The following is a 17,454-nucleotide window of genomic DNA, read 5'->3' as shown; positions in this document are numbered from 1 at the left end:
GCTGTGGCGGATGCGCCGGGGTCGTGCGCGCGTGCCACGGTGAAAGTGGCGTTAACCTCGGACCATGAGCACGGACCTGGATCTTGACGACCCGACGACCGACCCGTTCGACGTCGCTGCGGCGGCTGCGGAGTACATCGCGGCCAAGACGGGGGTGCCAGGGCACGACGTCGCGCTCGTCCTCGGCTCCGGCTGGGGCGGTGCGGCCGAGCTGATCGGTGACGTCGTCGCCGAGATCCCCACCGCCGAGATCCCCGGCTTCCGGGGGCCCGCGGTCAAGGGCCACCTGGCCACCACCCGTTCCATCCGCTTCGAGCGACCCGACGGCGCGGTGCGCCACGCGCTCGTCCTCGGCTCCCGCACGCACCTCTACGAGGGCCTCGGGCCCCGTCGCGTGGTGCACGGCGTCCGCACCGCCGCGGCCGCCGGCTGCGAGACCGTGATCCTCACGAACGGCTGCGGCAGCGTGCACATCGGCTGGCGCCCCGGCCAGCCCGTCCTCATCAAGGACCACCTGAACCTCACCGGCCAGACGCCGCTCGAGGGCGCCAAGTTCGCCGACATGACCGACGTGTACACGCCGCGCCTGCGCGACGTCGCCCGCAGCGTGGACCCGGACCTGCCCGAGGGCGTGTACGCGCAGTTCCACGGCCCGCAGTACGAGACGCCCGCCGAGGTCAAGATGGCCTCCCTGATGGGTGCCGACCTGGTCGGCATGTCGACGGCGCTGGAGGCCATCGCCGCCCGGCACTGCCGCATGGACGTGCTCGGTATCTCGCTGGCCACGAACCTCGCGGCCGGGATCAGCCCCCACCCGCTCTCGCACGAGGAGGTGCTGGAGGCGGGCCGGGAAGCCGGGCCGCGGATCAGCGACCTGCTCGCTCGGGTGATCAAGCAGATCTGACGCCAGTGACCGCCAACCTGCCTACCACCACCGAGGCGCTCTCCACACCCGACCTCGTCGCGCGCGCGGAGGCCTGGATGGCCGCCGACGTCGACGCTTCCGACGTCGCCGAGCTGCGTGACCTGGTCGCCCTCACCACCGACGCCCACGTGGGCGAACCGGCCGTCGCCGAGCTCGCCGACCGGTTCTCCGGCCTGCTGCAGTTCGGCACGGCCGGTCTGCGCGGCGCCATGGCCGCCGGCCCCAACCGGATGAACCGCGCGGTCGTGATCGCCGCCGCCGCGGGCCTCGCCACCTTCCTCACCAAGGAGATCGGCCGTGGCACCCCGCGCGTGGTGGTCGGGTTCGATGCCCGGCACCGCTCCGCCCAGTTCGCCCGCGACACCGCGGCGGTGCTGGTCGCCGCCGGCGCCGAGGTGCTGCTCATGCCCGCGCCGGGCCCCACGCCCGTCCTCGCGTTCGCGGTGCGGCACCTGTCCGCGGACGCCGGCGTCATGGTCACGGCCAGCCACAACCCCGCCGCCGACAACGGCTACAAGGTGTACCTCGGCGGTCGCGTCGTCGCCGACACCGGCCAGGGCGCGCAGATCGTCCCGCCCTACGACGCCCTGATCGCCGGTGAGATCGCGCTCGTGCGCGCCGCCAAGGACGTGCCGCGCGCCGAGTCCGGCTGGACCGTGCTCGGCCGGGAGATCACCGAGGACTACCACGCGGCGGTGGCCACCCTGCACGACGGCGAGCCGCGCAACAGGCTCCGCGTCGTCACCACGTCGCTGCACGGCGTGGGCGGCGTGGCTCTCGCGCGGGCGCTGGCCGAGGCCGGCTTCGCCGACGTCGTACCGGTGGAGGAGCAGGCCGAGCCCGACCCGGACTTCCCGACCGTGGCGTTCCCCAACCCGGAGGAGCCCGGCGCCATCGACATGGCGCTCGCCCTCGCCCAGGACGCCCACGCGCAGCTCGTCATCGCGAACGACCCGGACGCCGACCGCTGCGCCGTCGCCGTCCTCGACCCGCAGTACGGGACGTACCAGGGTGCGGAGACCGCGTCCTCGCAGGGCTGGCGGATGCTGCACGGCGACGAGGTGGGCATGCTACTCGGCTGGGACGCGGCCGAGCGCGCGGCGCAGGGCGGGCAGGGCGGCACGCTGGCCTGCTCGATCGTGTCGTCGCGCGCGCTGGCGGCGATCGCCGCCAGGCACGGCCTGGCGCACGCCACGACGCTCACCGGCTTCAAGTGGATCTCGCGCACCCCGGATCTCGTGTTCGGGTACGAGGAGGCGCTCGGCTACTGCGTCGATCCCGAGCACGTGCGGGACAAGGACGGGCTCTCGGCGGCGGTCGCCGTCGCCCAGCTGGCCAACCGCCTCGCCGCGGACGGCCGCACGCTCCTGGACCGCCTGGACGACGTCGCCCGCGCCTGCGGGCTGCACGTCACCGGCCAGGTGTCGGCCCGGTTCGAGGACCTGGCACTGATCGAGTCGACGATGGCGGCGCTCCGCACCTCGCCGCCGTCCGTCCTGGCGGGTTCGCCCGTGGACTCGGTGCGCGACCTCGCCGAGGGCCTCGACGGCCTGCCGCCCACCGACGGCGTCGTGCTCCTGACGGCCGACGACACCCGCGTGATCGTGCGGCCCAGCGGCACCGAGCCCAAGGTCAAGTGCTACATCGAGGTGGTGTCGCCGGTCGATCCGGACGCCTCGGCCAACACCCTGTCCGCGGCGCGGGTGGCCGCGCGCGACCGCCTGGCCCGGGTCCAGGCGGACCTCCGGGCGGCGCTCGGCCTCTGACGACAGCGGTCCCGCCACCCCCTCGCGGGGTGGCGGGACCGGTCGTGTGCTGTCGGAGAGGCCCGCTGGGCGAGCGATCGGACGAGCTACTGCACGACCGCCGGCAGGACGTCCATGGCGTCGGGGTTGGACTCCACGAACTCGGGCACCTCGTCCTTGGCCACCGCCTCCATGAGCGGGTCGAACACCGCCCTGTCGAGCACGACTATCGACTGCCCGTCATCGCTGCGCCCGGTGCCGGAGTAGGGCGCGGTCATGAACGTGATGTCGTTCGTGGCCATGTCCTGGGTGCCCATGACGAGCTCCTGGATCTTGTCGAACGTGAGGCCCTCGTCGACGGCCACCGAGCTGGTGATGGCCTCGAGGAAGCCGGCCATCTTCACGGGCTCGCCCATGCTGTTCTTCGCCTTGGCCACGATCGCCCGCATCCAGGCCTGCTGCCGCTGCACGCGGCCGAAGTCGCCGTTGGCCAGCGCGTACCGCTCACGCGCGAACTCAAGTGCTTCCTCGCCGGTCATCGCCTGCCGCACGGAGCCGCCGTCGCCGTCGGGCACCGTGATCTCGACACCGTCCAGGGAGTCGGTGAGAGCCTCGAACGACTCGAAGTCCGTCACCGCGAAGTGGTCGATCCGGACGCCCGTCAGGTCCTCGACCGTCTGGATCATGAGGGCCGGGCCGCCGTAGGAGAACGCCGCGTTGATCTTGGCCTCGCCATAGCCGGGGATGGGTACCCAGGAGTCACGGGGGATGGAGATCGCCGCCGCCGACTTCCGGTCCGCTGCCAGGTGCACGAGCATGATCGCGTCGGTGCGCTGCGCACCGGCTTCCCACTGGGTCGGGTCGCCGGCCGAGATCCGGCTGTCGGAGCCGAGCACCAGGATGTTCACGGGTGCGGTCGGGCCCTCGACGGCAGGGGCGCTGGGCCGCGTCGAGGGATCGACGTCGGCGAACGGGTCCTCGATCCGCTCCAGGTTGCCGTCGAGCGACATCCGGTACCCGTAGTAGGCCGCGGCACCTCCCCCGCCGACGAGCAGCAGGGCACCGACCACGAGGGCGGCGACAAAACCACGGCTCCGAGTTGCGCGACGGGCGTGACGGAGATCGCCGTCCACCGGGTTGGGCGGGGCGAGAAGATCGCTCATTCGATCAGGTGCGGCCATGGATGTTGATCATAGTGGCGAACGTGACTACTACTCTTGAGCCTGGCCCGCAACCGGAGTGTCGTTTCAGGGGTGAATCTCGGTGCCCGCCCAGGTGGCACCGAACAGTGAGGGGAGTCGCAGTGAACGCTGGCGCGAGACAGCCGCAGGACCGCTCGATCCTCCTGGTCACGCACCATTTCGCACCCGAGACGGGAGCACCCCAGCGACGCTGGGGAGCGCTCATCGAACACCTGGTCACGGCAGGTTTTCCGGTGACCGTGCTGACGCCTCCGCCACACTACCCGTCGGGAAAGATCACCCACTCTTCACCTTCATACCTGCCTGGTTCCGTGCAGACGGGCACCAACGGCGAGAAGATCATCCGGGTGAATTTCCGCGAGCATTCTCATGGGCTCGGATCGCGGGCCGCGGACCAGGCGGTCGCCGCGATCAGCTCGGTCCTGTACGGCACCCGACGCTCCGCCGGCCGGCCCGCCGTGGTGATCGCGACGGTCCCCGGAATCCCGAGCGTCCTCGCCGGCTGGGCGCTCGCCCGCTGGCACCGCGCCCGGTTCGTCGTCGAGATGCGGGACGCCTGGCCGGACCTCATCCAGCCCAGCGGCATCCTCCTGCGCCGGGACCGGCCCGGCGACCTGCGCCGCCGTCTCCGTGATCTCATGGCGCGCGTGGTGCACCGCACCGTCACGCGCCTGCAGACCCGGGCGGACCTCGTGGTCACGACCACCGCCGCGTTCGCCGAGATCCTCCGAGCGCGCGGCGTCCGCAACGTGGCAGTGGTCCGCAACGGGACGGCTTTCGAACCCGTGCGTGGGAACGCTCCCGTGCGCCTTTCTGGCCGCCCGCTGCGGGTCGTCTACGCGGGCACCGTCGGCCGGTCGCAGGGGCTCGACGTCGCAGTGCGCGCCGCCGCCCTGGTCCAGGAGCGCGGGTACGCGCTGGACGTCCGCATCGTCGGGCACGGCAACGAGCTGGAACCGCTCCGGCGTCTGGCGGCCGAGCTCGGCGCGCCGGTACGCGTCGAGCCCTCGGTGCCGTCCACCCAGGTGCGCGAGCTGTACGCGTGGGCGGACACCGTCGTCGTCTCCCTGCGGGACTGGGAGCCGTTCGAGTGGACCGTCCCGTCCAAGCTGTACGAGGTGATGGCGTCCGGCGTCCTCGCCTCGGCGAGCCTGGCCGGTGAAGCAGCGAACCTGGTCACGATCAACGGCGCGGGCGCTGTCGTGCGCCCCGGCGACGTCGAGGGGCTCGCCGACCTGTGGTGCGGCTGGCTGTCCGACGGCGTGGTGCCCGCGGCGGAGGCCGAGGCCGCGGCCTGGGTCGCCGAGCACGCGAGCGACGGCGTGCTGGGCCACCGGTACGCCGAGCTCCTCGACACCCTGCTCCCGGGCCCGGTGCCGGACGCCCCGCGTGACCGGAGGGCCCGGGTCTGATGGCGCAGCCGTTCCAGCGCGCGAGCGAGCTCGCGCGCAATCTCCGCTTCACCACGTCGTTCGTGGCCCGCACGCTCGTCGAGGATCCCCTGTGGCTCGCTGTCCAGGCGGCCCGGCGGGCCCCGGAGCCGGTGCGCCGGCCCCTGGTGCGCGCCCTCGGGCTCGCGCCGGCGCCGTCCGCCCCGCACGCGCTCGGGCGGATGCTGGCCGGCGACACGGCCCGCGCTGCCGACGAGGCGGCGCAGCTCCTGGACCGGCACGACGGCCGCGGCCGCCGGGTCGCGGCGGAGGTCGCCGTCGCGGTGGGCAGGCCAGAGCTGCTCGACGACGTCGACGGGGCCGGACCCGCGCGCTACCGGGCGGCCTGGCTGCTGGGCGACGCCGACTCCGTCGGACCGGACGCACCCGCCGGGCTCCGCGCTCAGGTGGCCGTGCTGCAGCCCGAGCCCGCGGACGACGCAGGCACCCGGGCACCCGACGCCGCGCCGGGACCACCGGGCCCGGGCGGCATCACCGTGCTGCACCACCTGACCAACTCCCTGCCGCACACGCAGAGCGGCTACACGCTCCGCTCGCACGCGATCCTGATGGCACAGCGCGCCGCGGGGACACCCGCGGCCGCGACCACGCGCCCCGGCTACCCGTTGACCATCGGGTCGCTCACGGCGCACGGGACCGACGTCGTCGACGGCGTCACCTACCGCCGTCTGGTCCCGGACCGCATGGCGGCCGACGTCGCGCGCCGGATCGCGCAGGAGACGGACCTGCTCACCGAGGCCGCGCGGGACGCGGGCGCGGACGTCCTGCACACCACCACGCCGTCCACCAACGGGAGCCTGGCGCGCGCCGCCGCACGGCGGCTCGGGATCCCATGGGTCTACGAGGTGCGCGGACTGCCCGAGGAGACCTGGGTGGCGTCGCACGGAACGCCCGCGGCGCGCGCCCGGGCGGCGACGTCCCGCCGTCGGGCGCTGATGCAGGCCAAGGAGACCGAGCTCGCGCTGGCGGCCGACGCAGTGGTGACGCTCAGCGGAACCATGCGCGACGCGCTGGTGGCGCGCGGCGTCCCCGCCGACCACATCACCGTGGTGCCGAACGCGGTACCGGACAGCCTGCTCGCCGCACAGCACCCGACGCCGGAGGCGGCGCGGACCGCGCTGGGCCTGCCGGCCGGGCCCGCGATAGGGACGGTGAGCAGCCTCGTCGACTACGAGGGCCTGGAGACGGTGGTCCGCACGGTCGCCACGCTGCGCGCACGCGGGCACGACGTCACGGGCCTGCTGGTGGGCGACGGCGTCTCGCGGCCCGGGCTGGTGCGCCTCGCGGACGAGCTGGGCGTCGCCGACCACGTGGTGCTCCCCGGACGGGTGCCGCCCGCCGTGGCGCAGACCTGGCTGGCCGCGCTCGACGTCGTGCTCGTGCCGCGCCGCGACCACGAGGTCACGCGCCTGGTGACCCCGCTCAAACCCGTCGAGGCGATGGCGGTGGGCCGGCCGGTGGTCGCCAGCGACCTGCCCGCGCTGGTGGAGGCCGTGGGCGGCGCGGGGCTGCACGTCGGCGCGGACGACCTGGCCGGCTGGGCCGATGCGGTCGCTACCCTCCTGGACGACGCCGGACGGCGTGCCGGGCTGGTCGAGCTGGGCCGGGCGGTGGCCATCGAGAGGACATGGGTGAGGAACGCGGAGACGTATCTGGGGATCTACCGGGAGTGTCTGGGGGTGAAGGCATGAGCGCGGGAACGGAGACCGGGTCGTACGCGGCCCTGTTCGACGCGTCACCGACGACCACCAAGCTCGTGACGCTGGGCAACCTGTCCCGCGTCGGCGCCCGGCCCCCGCTGGGGCAGTACGTGCGCCTGCTGTGGGCGCGCCGGTACTTCCTGTGGGCGGACGCGCGGGCCAAGGTGACCAGCGGGACCCGGCAGAGCCTGCTGGGCCAGGCCTGGCTGATCCTGGACCCGCTGATCAACGGCGCCGTGTACTTCCTGGTGTTCGGCCTGCTGATGAAGGCGGAGAGGGGCATCGAGAACTTCATCGGGTACCTGCTGATCGGCGTGTTCCTGTTCGGGTTCACCACCTCGTCGATCAACGGTGCCGCGCGCTCGGTGCAGACCGGCAAGAACCTGATCCGTGCGTTCACGTTCCCTCGGGCGGCGCTGCCGATCTCGGTGGTGCTGCGCAACCTGCTCAACCTCGGCCCCACGCTCGTGACGCTGGCCGCCCTCATCTACTTCGTCGGCCCTGCGGAGGAGTACACCTGGCGCCTCGCCCTGGTGCCCGCCGCCCTGGCCCTGCAGGTCATGTTCACGACGGGGCTCGCGCTCCTCGTGGCCCGGTGGGCCGCCGCGCTGCCCGACGTCGCCAACCTGATCAGGATGTCGATGCGCATCTGGCTGTACGCATCGGCGGTGTTCTTCTCGTTCGACACGCTTCTCGCCGACGAACCCGAGCTGCAGAGGGTGCTCGAGGCGAACCCGATGTTCATCGTGCTGGACATCGTGCGGGACTGCGTCCTGTACGCCACCACGCCCGACCCGATGCGCTGGGTGTGGCTCGGCGGCTGGGCCGTCGGCATGCTGCTGATCGGGTTCATCACCTTCTGGCAGGCGGAGGAGAGCTATGGCCGCTGACCTCGACTACCCCATGCCGCCGCAGCTCAGCAAGGGCCGCCCAGCGTCGATGCCCGTGCCGGTGCAGCGGCCGCTGACGGGAGCGATCCCGATGTCGGTGCAGGCCCCGCCGCACACCGGCCAGCTCGCCGCCATCGCACCGCGGTCCGGGAGCACTCCCGTGCTGTGGCCGACGGTCGCCGTCCAGGGCCTCCGCATGTTCTACCGGACGCCGACGACCGACACGTCCAGCGGCCGCCGCGCCAAGCTCAAGCGGACGGTGCTCAACGCCCTGGGCCAGGAGCCCAAGGTGACGGTGCGCGCGCTGACGGACATCTCGTTCGTCGCCAACTCCGGCGAGCAGATAGGTATCGTCGGCCAGAACGGCTCCGGCAAGAGCACGCTCCTGCGGATCATCGCGGGCCTGGAGAAGCCCACCAAGGGCCAGGTGCTGGCCGAGAGCACGCCGGTGCTCATCGGCGTGAACGCCGCGCTGGTCCCCGACCTGCCCGGCGAGGAGAACGTACGGCTCGGCTGCCTGGCGATGGGCCTGTCCCCCGCCGAGGCGCAGGCCGCCATCCCCGACGTCATCGAGCTGGCCGGCCTCGGCAAGTCCATCTACCTGCCCATGCGCACCTACTCCTCGGGTATGGCGGCGCGCCTGCGCTTCGCCATCGCGACGGCGGCACGCCCCCACATCCTGCTCATCGACGAGGCCCTGGCCACCGGTGACGCCGCGTTCAAGGAACGCAGCGAGGTCCGCATGGAGCGCCTACGGAAGGAAGCAGGAACGGTGTTCCTCGTGAGCCACGCCGCACAGACCATCGAGGAGTCGTGCACCCGCGCCATCTGGCTGCACCACGGCCGCCTCGTGCTCGACGGCGAGGCGCAGGACGTCGCCGTCCGGTACCGCAAGTGGGCGTGGGCCCACGCGAAGGACAAGCCGGGCGACGCCAAGCAGGTTCTCGAAGAAGCCTTCGCCGAACGACGGGAGACAGAGGTGCGGTTCGACACGCCCGAGCCGGCCAAGGGACCGGTCCGCGAGCGCCATGCCCGACCCAGGGGGCGCGACGCCAAGCAGGCGAAGGCCAGGACGGCGCGTATCGCGGCGCTCCAGGCCGAGGCGGGCGAACAGTGAACCGGCCCCTCGTCATGACCGTCTACGGGACACGTCCCGAGGCCATCAAGGTCGCCCCGGTCATCGCCGCCCTCGAGGCCGACGACCGGTTCGACTCGCTGACCGTCGTCACCGGCCAGCACCGGGAGATGCTCGACCAGGTCAACGAGGTCTTCGGCATCGTGCCGGACCACGACCTCGACATCATGAGCCACGGCCAGACGCTCGGGCAGATCTTCGCCCGGGTCATGAGCCGGCTCGACCCGATACTGTCGCAGCACCGGCCGGACGCCGTCATCGTCCAGGGCGACACGTCGACCTCGGCGGCCGCCGCGCTCGCCGCGTTCTACCGGCAGATCCCGGTGGTGCACCTGGAGGCGGGGCTGCGCAGCGGCGACATCATGTCGCCGTTCCCGGAGGAGGCGAACCGCAAGATCACCTCGCAGATCGCCGCGCTGCACCTGGCGCCCACCCTGCGGAGCCTCGCCAACCTCGTGGCCGAGGGAGTCCAGCTGGAAAACATAGTGGTGACCGGCAACACGGTCATCGACGCCCTGTACCTCGCCGTGCAGCGCCGGACGGCGTTCACCGACCCGGCAGTAGCCCGGGTGGCGTCGTCGGGCCGTCGGATGGTCCTGGTGACCACCCACCGCCGGGAGAACTGGGGCGACGCCATGGAGGGCGTCGGCCGCGCCCTGGCCCGGATCGCCAGGCGGTTCCCCGACGTCGAGATCGTGCTGCCCGTGCACCGCAATCCCGTGGTGCGCGACGCCGTGCTGCCGCACCTCGCCGGGCTGTCGAACGTCACGGTGACCGAGCCGCTGGGCTACGGCGAGTTCACCCATCTGCTGTCGCTCTCCACGCTGGTGCTGACCGATTCCGGCGGGCTCCAGGAGGAGGCGCCGAGCCTCGGCAAGCCGGTGCTGGTGATGCGGGACAACACCGAGCGCCCCGAGGCCGTCGAGGCAGGCACGGCCCGGCTGATCGGGACCGCCGAGGAGCGCGTCGTGGCCGAGGTGCACCGGCTGCTGACGAACGAGGCCGCCTATGCCGCCATGGCACAGGCCGTCAACCCGTACGGGGACGGACAGAGCGCGAAGCGGGTACTGGACGCGACGGCGCGCGTGCTCGCGCCGGTGCTGCCCGACGTGCTGCCCGACTTCGACCTGGTGGACGAACAGTTCACCGCGGTCTCCGCAGAGGCAGTCTCAGCAGAGGGTGGGGTATGAGCAAGACCAGGGTCTTCATCTACGGCTCGTGCGTGTCGCGGGACACGTTCGAACATCTCGATCCCGAGCAGTTCGAGCTCGTCGCGTACGTGGCGCGTCAGTCGGCGCTGAGCGCGTACACCCGCCCGGTCGAGCTCATGGCGCCGCCGACTCTCGAGTCGCAGTTCCAGCAGCGGATGATCTCCGGTGACTTCGCGTCGAGCCTGCGGCCCCAGATCGCCTCGGCCGCGGCCGGCACCGACCTCGTGCTGGTCGACCTCGTCGACGAGCGCCTGGGCGCCTACCTGCTGCCCGACGGGTCGGTGATCACCCGCTCGCTCGAGCTCATCCAGTCCGGTGCCGAGCAGTACCTGCCCCAGGGCGCCCAGTACCTCGCGTTCGGCACGCAGCAGCACTTCGAGTACTGGCAGACGGCGATCAGCTACATCGGGGAACGGCTGCGGCACTACATGCCGCAGGCCGACGTGGTGCTGCTGGACATCCCGTGGGCGGAGTGGTCCGAGACCGGCGAGAAGCCGCCGGACTCCTTCGGCGTCTCGGCCCAGGACGCGAACCCGGTGTTCCAGTCCTACGCACAGTTCGCGGCGCAGTCGCTGGCCAGGCAGGTGATCTCGCTGGACCCGTCCGAGGTCGTGTCCAGCCCTACCCACCCCTGGGGCGACGCACCGTTCCACTACGCGGAGAACGTGTACCTGAACATCGTGCAGCGGCTCACGGGTACCGAGGGCCGGGTGATCTGGGGAGCGGGCGCGACCCGGACGATGACCGCGGACCTGCCGGTGCAGCGGGACTCCGGCGGCGCGACCCCGACGGCCGCGTCGAGCGTGCCCGTGCCGGAGCGCGCCACGGTCCAGGATCAGGCGGCCGGCGCCGCGCAGAGTACGCAGCGTGCCGCCGCGCCGCTCCAGCGGCTGGAGGGCGGTCCGAACTTCATCATCGCCGGAACTGAGCGCGGGGGCACACGGTGGCTGCAGATGCAGCTCAACAAGCATCCACAGGTGCAGATCCTCAAAGAACCGGGATCGTTCTTCAACCAGCCGAAGAAGATCTCCGACCCGCAAGAGATCCAGAACTACCTCAGCAGGTTCAGCACGCTGAACCCGGGCCAGATCCGTGGCGACCGCACTCCCGGCTACTTCTGGCAGCCGAGCGACGGGGCGTTCTCCCCGAGTCAGAAGCACGACACGGCGCAAGCGATCCACGCCATGGCCGACCGGTCCACGCGGGTGATCGTGTCGCTCCGAAACCCGGTCGCCCGCGCCGTCGCCGCGTACTGGTTCCACTACTCTCGGGGCGAGTACGACGCGAGTACGAGCATCTTCCAGACGTCCACCCGTCTCGGGATAGTCGACCGGGGTTTCTACCGACGTCACTACGAGCACTGGGCCGACGTGCTCGGCCCGGAGCGCATCACCGTCCTGCTCCACGACGACCTGGCGCAGTCCCCGGACGAGTACCTGCGGCAAGCTCTCGGCGCTCTCGGGATGGCGGCCGATCCGCAGTACCTGAGCTCCTTGAAGCTCGATGCGCGTGTCGGTCATGTCCCGTGGATCGCACCGCTCAAGAAGCAGAGCCGCATCAACGCCCAGGAGATCGCGGCACTCTTCGAGCTCTACTCCGACGACATCCGGTTCGTCGAAGACCTGCTCGGACGGCACCTACCCGAGTGGCAGGACAGACGATCCCTCGTCAAGCGTCTCGCAGCAAGTCAACGCTGACCCTGACGCAGGCCCTGACCCACCGAGCTCGGACATCACGGAGAACAATCTTGGAAAAGAATCTGATCTGCACCGGATTCGCCAAAGCAGGGACAACGCTCCTGCACGTCGCACTCGGGGACTCGCCGTCCTTCGAGGTTCCCACGCGACGCAAGGAGATCAAGTACTTCTTCGGGGACAGGCCCTCTCGCGCCGACTACGTCGGCCAGTTCACGGGCCGCTCCGACCAGACACGCGTTCTCTTCGAGGCGAGCCCCCAGTACATGACGGGCAGCCGGGACGACCAGCGTCGCGCCGCGTACGAGCACATGAGCGAGCTGGTGCCGGACGCGAAGTTCCTCGTCTGCCTTCGTCAGCCGACGGAACGTGCCTTCTCGCACTACATCCACAACCTGATGCACTTTGCACGGTTCGGCACCATGGCATTCCAGATGAAGACCGAGAGGCGCGTGGTCGATAATCCGTACGCCCGAGATTTCGAGATGGCGTTCGACCACGAGTCCAACCTCAACGTCGACATGGCCGCATCGCTCAAGGAACTAATCGACACCTTTGGGCGCGAACGGGTCAAGCTGTACTTCATCGAGCGGGACGGCCACGATTTCGGCACCTTCTACAGATCGCTCTGCGGCTGGCTCGGAATACCGGACGACGGCGCGTACGCCGTCGGCGACGCGCCACGAGTTCACGAGTCCGGGGGCGCACCCGTCATGCTGTACGGCGGCAGCGAGGGCCGCATCGACCGGGGAGTCCGGCTCGACAAGGGGCAGATCGTCGTTGTCGCCCACGGGTACACACGAGTCATCGACGACGTGACAGAGGAAGAAGCCCGCCGCATGCGCGCAGCGTCCCGAAAATGGACGCTCCACATGGGCGCCTCTCAGATGGAGTCCTTCTACGAGGACTATCAGCGAGGCACCACCGAGCGCCTGATGGAGCTCGTCAGTGATTATTTTCCGGACGAGAAGAATGTTCCCAGATATGACTCGTGGGAGTTCAAGGGAAAGACCGTCCGTGAACATTCCATCGACGTGTCCGCGATCCAGCAGGTCGTCGATTCCAGGCGAGGAAAATGAGTAATATGAACTCGGCGCGCACGGCACGGGTCTCTCGACCTGGCCGCAGCTTTTTTTGGCCGTGGCGCGCGGGCCGCGTGGTAGACATGCTCTCGGATCGGGTTTCCCACCTCGAAGAAGAGCTCGAGATGCTCCGCGAACAGGTGAAGCGTCCCGCGGCCGAGGACGACTTCTCGCCGAAGCCCGAGCGGCAGGCGGTGGTTGGCAGCGACTGCCAGATCGACCCGACGGTCCGGATCATCGGAGGCGCCGGCGACACGGTCACGATCGGCAACAACGTTCGAATCTATCGAGACGGCGAGATCCAGGGCCCCGCGCACATCGGGAACAGGACCTTTGTGAACCGGTCCTGCTACATACGCCGGGACACGACGATAGGCGACCGTGTCAACATCGGCCCTTTCGTTAGGTTTGTCACCGGCTCTCACGAGATCGGTCCACCTTCACGGCGGGCAGGTAAGAACAAGTACGAGCCGATCGTCGTGGGCGACGGAGCCTGGATCGGGGCGTGCGCCATCGTCATGGGAGGCGTCACGATCGGCGAGGGCGCCGTCGTCGCTGCTGGAGCCGTCGTGGTGCGGGACGTCCCAGCTCATACCGCGGTCGGCGGTGTCCCAGCGCGCGTGATCAAGTCGCTGCGTACCGAACCCGGCTCGACGACCTGACGATCGGAGACGCTCCCCTCGTGCAAGACATCGCCAGGCAACCAGCGGGCCGCCAGGTGTTCGGGCTCACGCGACGGCAGGCCATTCGAGTCGGCATCCTCGGCGCGGCCGGCGCAGTATTGGTGGCTGCCGGCGGACCTGCGCTCCTGGACCTGATCGAGCCTTCCGGGACCTTCGCCCTCATGCGTAGGCGCTGGCGTGAGCACATCACGGGTGACACGTTCATGGGCTCCCAGTTCCCGGAGGCCGCGGAAGCCCTGTCCCGCACGACAGAGCAGGCCGAGAGGGCCTTCGGCGGCCTACGGCTGACCGATACGGGCGAGGCCCTCTGGTCAGATCTTCCATTGGGCGGCACGACGGAACAACGGCTCGTGAACGTTCGGTCGAGCTATGCACGGCTTCGATCGATCGCCGCCGCGTACGCGACACGTGGCTCAAGCCTCGAAGCGGATGCCGGCGTCAGGACAGACCTTGTCGCCGCGCTGGACCAGCTCCATGCACACCACTACAACAGCTCGCTCAACACCGAGGGCAACTGGTGGGAGTGGCAGATCGGGATACCGATCCAGCTGACCGCGACGTCCCTCCTGCTCTTCGACGACCTCGGTGCACAACGCCTCGATCGCTTCATGACCGCCGTCGACAAGTTCTGCCCGTCGCCTGCCGGCAAGGGAACGAACCGGGTCTGGAGCGCCAGGGTCGTCGCAGAGCGCTCGATCCTTGGCGAGGATCCCGAGAAGCTGGCCAGTGCACGCACGCAGGCGCTTCCAGCCCTGCGTTACGTCGTCGACGGTGACGGCATGCGACAAGACGGATCATTCCTCCACCATCAGCACGCCTACACGGGCGCTTACGGCGTCTCCCTCGTCGCATCCACAGCAAGCCTGATCTCCCTCTTCCATCAGTCGCCCTGGCAGTTCACCCAGGCCGAGATCGCAGACGTGCTGGACTGGACGGAATCGGGGTTGGTTCCCTGGCTGCACCGAGGTGCACTCCTGGCGCCGGTTCGCGGAAGGACGATAGCTCGTCCGGGAGCGACCGACCTCTCTGCAGGTATTCAGGCTACGCAGGCCCTCCTCCTGCTCGCGCCACTGGTGGACGCCGAACGCAGAGCCAGGTTCGAAAGCGTCGCCCGGTACATGCTGGACAGCAATCCGGCTGCCTACCTCGACGGAGGTGAGGGCCTCGCAGCGTCCGGACGCATGCAGCAGCTGCTCGATGCCGGTGCCGCCGCACGACCGCCGGAGGGCGGGACGACGATCTTCGCTCAGATGGACCGAATCGTCCATCGGACTACCGACTTCACCCTCGCTGTCGCCCTGTCGTCCGGCCGGACAACGGCTTACGACGCCTCCAACGGTGAGAACAGGCACGGCTGGTACACGAGCTGCGGCGCGCACTACCTGTACCTCACCGGCTCGGAGTTCGACGAGAGCTTCTGGCCGACGGTCGACATGACCCGCCTACCGGGGTCGACCGTGCCCGAAGGGATACCCGAGAACCGGGCCCGGGCGGGGGACGTGAGCGAGGCCTACTGGGCCGGCGGAGCTTCTCACGGCAGCACCGGAGCCGTCGGAATGAACCTCAGGATTCCCGCGACGGATGCGCAGCGCGCAGTTGCCGGCCGGAAGTCCTGGTTCTTCTTCGGCAACGAGGTCGCCATGCTCGGGACCGGGATCAGATCCTGGTCAGGCCAACGGGTCGAGACGATCGTGGAGAACCGAAGGATCGCGGACCCGACCACCCAGAAGCTGACCGTCAGTGCGACCGAGATCGGCAGCGGTTCACTCATGCGGGTCCCGGATGCGCGGTGGGCGTATCTCAGCGGGCCCCCGGGCCAGGCAGGTATCGGGTATGTCTTCCCAAACGGCCCGCTGCTCACCGCACAACGGGAGAGGCGGTCCGGTCGATGGGCAGATGCGAACCCCCATCCAGCCCACCGCGACGAGACGGAGCACGAGAACGAGTACGCCACGATCTCCGTGAGCCACGGCGCTGCACCGCAGGGGTCGAGCTACTTCTTCGTCCTCCTCCCTGGCCAGGGCCTGGAGGATGTGCAGCGTTACGCGGCCGCGCCCGAGGTCCAGGTCCTCACCTCGACGGACCAGGTGCATGCCGTTCGGAGGAAGGACGCCACAGCAGCGAACTTCTGGACCGCCGGGACGTCTGTCGAGGCCGGGATCACCTGCGATTCCCCAGCCTCCGTCGTGGTCATCTCGTCCGGACGGACACGGACGATCGCGGTCGCCGACCCGACGCAGTCACTCGATCGGCCCCTACGGCTGACGTTGACGGGACAGACTGCTGTGACCGTCCAGGCAGGTCCGTACGCGACCGTCGAGTCGACCGGGCCAGACCTCACGCTCGCGGTGGACCTGAACCGGACCGCTCCCGGCTCGACCGTCAAGGTGACGTTCGAGGTCTGACGATCAAGTCACCAGCAGCAGCTGGGGCAGGCCGTCATCCCTCGACCGAACCCGTGATCACCTCGACCAGCGAGGGCAGGCGTGAGCCCAGCTCCTTCCTGGCGGCCGTGACCACCGCCGACTCGGCAGGGTGGTCGTCCGGTGGCCTGATCAGGAACCTCTCGGCCATGAGGCTGACGACAACGTCAGGACGGTACTTCTCCACCACTTCCCACTCGAAGTGCGGAGAGTGAATGACGAACATCGAGCTGAACGACTCGGCAAGAAAACGCTGCAGCTTCCATCCGTAGGAGTCGACGAACAGGACTCCCCGCGGCAGGTCTTGACGGTTACTCACCCAGAGACCCATGTTGCCTCGGTTCTTCACCCCGTTGGTCCAAACCCTTCGAGAACGGGGAGAACGAACGAAGCACTCGGTGTGTTCACCGATCAGTGCGGTGGCGAACTTGTCGCCCAGGTCGCCGGTCCCGAGTCGATGCACGACGTCAACCTCTGCTTCGGGAATCCTGCCGAGGTGGCGCGGCATCGCCTCCTGCAGTTCACCGTACGCAATGTAGGCGCCGAATCCGGACCAGTGAGAGTCGACGGTGTCGCACACGATCCCTCGTTCGCGGGAACGTCGAAGCGCTGCCAGCGGATAGACCAGACGAGCGGTATCGGGCGGCGACGCGAGGATCTTCCTGACCGGCCGATCGTCCGAGTCGTCACCGAACGCACTGAAGTCCTCCGCGTGGACGGAGAAGGTGTCCGGAGCGATCAGCACGCCGTAGTCGATCCCGCGCACCCGGCAGTAGGCATCACGGATGTCGAAGGCCCGCCTCCAGCGGTCGACCCCGCCCCCGTCGAGGGTGACCTTCCCACGATGCTGATCGAGCACCCTGTTGGTGCCCGCGTCGATCGAGAGACGATCTCCGTGCCCCACAAGCACGTCCGGCAGCCTCGTGTCGCCTCGGGGGAAGGTCAAGGCCGCCCGCCGACCGATGAGGCTCACGCCCTCCGAGACCGACTCGACGAGGCCCACCTCGCTCCACAGGGTCGCCAAGGCCTCTGCCCCCGCAGGGCTGAGCCTGCCGAGCCGGCTCGCGGAGATCCCTACGGCGGTCATGCCGGAGTCTCGCGCCGCCGCTACCGCCGCCGGCACGTGCTCCTCGTCCTCGTCGTCCTCGGCGAACACCGTCACACCCGGGATGGTGATCGCTCCAGCTAGGTCGGTGTGCTCGGAGAACGGACGGCCGTCCTGCGCGAGCGCATCGCGGCCCAGCGGAGCGATCACCTGGGTGTGCATGTCCAGCACCAGGTAGTGGGGGTTGGACACCTGCTGACGCAGCAGC

Annotated in this window: 13 protein-coding genes; 11 read left to right on the top strand and 2 right to left on the bottom strand. The window is 69.9% G+C overall.

Going from position 1 to position 17,454, the window contains the following annotated elements:
* Window positions 1-64: 64 nt before the first annotated feature.
* Together ACQEVI_RS17965 and ACQEVI_RS17960 are read left to right on the top strand one after the other, a co-directional pair.
* On the top strand, window positions 65-904 hold the full coding sequence (locus ACQEVI_RS17965) for a purine-nucleoside phosphorylase (protein ID WP_432901251.1): 840 nt from the start codon (window positions 65-67) through the stop codon (window positions 902-904).
* Window positions 905-981: 77 nt separating this feature from the next.
* On the top strand, window positions 982-2,691 hold the full coding sequence (locus ACQEVI_RS17960) for a phospho-sugar mutase (RefSeq protein WP_432905997.1): 1,710 nt from the start codon (window positions 982-984) through the stop codon (window positions 2,689-2,691).
* Between the two features lie 86 nt (window positions 2,692-2,777).
* Here ACQEVI_RS17960 and ACQEVI_RS17955 read toward each other — a convergent pair whose 3' ends face one another.
* Entirely contained in the window at window positions 2,778-3,851 is a 1,074-nt protein-coding gene (locus tag ACQEVI_RS17955) for an LCP family protein (protein ID WP_432901249.1), read from the bottom strand.
* Between the two features lie 2 nt (window positions 3,852-3,853).
* On the opposite strand from ACQEVI_RS17955, the gene ACQEVI_RS17950 reads away from it, so the two are divergent.
* Genes ACQEVI_RS17950 through ACQEVI_RS17910 form a run of 9 tightly spaced genes read left to right on the top strand, consistent with a single transcriptional unit; the run spans window position 3,854 to window position 16,123 of the window.
* Window positions 3,854-5,284, top strand: a complete 1,431-nt coding sequence (locus ACQEVI_RS17950; protein ID WP_432901247.1) for a glycosyltransferase family 4 protein — start codon at window positions 3,854-3,856, stop codon at window positions 5,282-5,284.
* Complete coding sequence (locus ACQEVI_RS17945) at window positions 5,284-7,014, top strand: glycosyltransferase (RefSeq protein WP_432901245.1); 1,731 nt, start codon at window positions 5,284-5,286, stop codon at window positions 7,012-7,014. Before ACQEVI_RS17950 ends, ACQEVI_RS17945 begins: the two co-directional genes overlap by 1 nt.
* Window positions 7,011-7,913 carry an ABC transporter permease gene (locus ACQEVI_RS17940; protein WP_432901243.1) on the top strand — a complete coding sequence of 301 codons (903 nt, stop codon included), beginning with the start codon at window positions 7,011-7,013 and terminating at the stop codon, window positions 7,911-7,913. The genes ACQEVI_RS17945 and ACQEVI_RS17940 overlap by 4 nt, the downstream gene beginning before the upstream one ends.
* Window positions 7,903-9,030, top strand: coding sequence for an ABC transporter ATP-binding protein (locus ACQEVI_RS17935; RefSeq protein WP_432901241.1), 1,128 nt, complete (start codon window positions 7,903-7,905; stop codon window positions 9,028-9,030). The genes ACQEVI_RS17940 and ACQEVI_RS17935 overlap by 11 nt, the downstream gene beginning before the upstream one ends.
* Window positions 9,031-9,044: 14 nt before the next feature.
* The gene (gene wecB / locus ACQEVI_RS17930; protein WP_432905994.1) at window positions 9,045-10,238 is read left to right on the top strand and encodes a non-hydrolyzing UDP-N-acetylglucosamine 2-epimerase; all 1,194 of its coding nucleotides are present in this window, start codon (window positions 9,045-9,047) and stop codon (window positions 10,236-10,238) included.
* Window positions 10,235-11,956 (top strand): DUF6270 domain-containing protein, encoded by a 1,722-nt coding sequence (locus ACQEVI_RS17925; RefSeq protein ID WP_432901239.1) that lies wholly within the window; start codon window positions 10,235-10,237, stop codon window positions 11,954-11,956. Before wecB ends, ACQEVI_RS17925 begins: the two co-directional genes overlap by 4 nt.
* Before the next feature lie 50 nt (window positions 11,957-12,006).
* Complete coding sequence (locus ACQEVI_RS17920) at window positions 12,007-13,032, top strand: hypothetical protein (RefSeq protein WP_432901237.1); 1,026 nt, start codon at window positions 12,007-12,009, stop codon at window positions 13,030-13,032.
* Window positions 13,033-13,037: 5 nt separating this feature from the next.
* Entirely contained in the window at window positions 13,038-13,697 is a 660-nt protein-coding gene (locus tag ACQEVI_RS17915) for an acyltransferase (RefSeq protein WP_432901235.1), read from the top strand.
* A gap of 20 nt (window positions 13,698-13,717) precedes the next feature.
* Window positions 13,718-16,123, top strand: a complete 2,406-nt coding sequence (locus ACQEVI_RS17910; RefSeq protein WP_432901233.1) for a polysaccharide lyase 8 family protein — start codon at window positions 13,718-13,720, stop codon at window positions 16,121-16,123.
* A 34-nt stretch (window positions 16,124-16,157) separates the two neighbouring features.
* Here the strand turns inward: ACQEVI_RS17910 and ACQEVI_RS17905 are convergent, their stop codons facing one another.
* Window positions 16,158-17,303 carry a hypothetical protein gene (locus ACQEVI_RS17905; protein WP_432901232.1) on the bottom strand — a complete coding sequence of 382 codons (1,146 nt, stop codon included), beginning with the start codon at window positions 17,301-17,303 and terminating at the stop codon, window positions 16,158-16,160.
* Window positions 17,304-17,454 lie beyond the last annotated feature (151 nt).

The organism is Promicromonospora sp. CA-289599 (genome assembly GCF_050936155.1).
GTDB lineage: Bacteria > Actinomycetota > Actinomycetes > Actinomycetales > Cellulomonadaceae > Promicromonospora.
The sequence above is the reverse complement of the archived record's forward strand: the minus strand, read 5'-3'. Positions and strand labels throughout refer to the sequence as shown.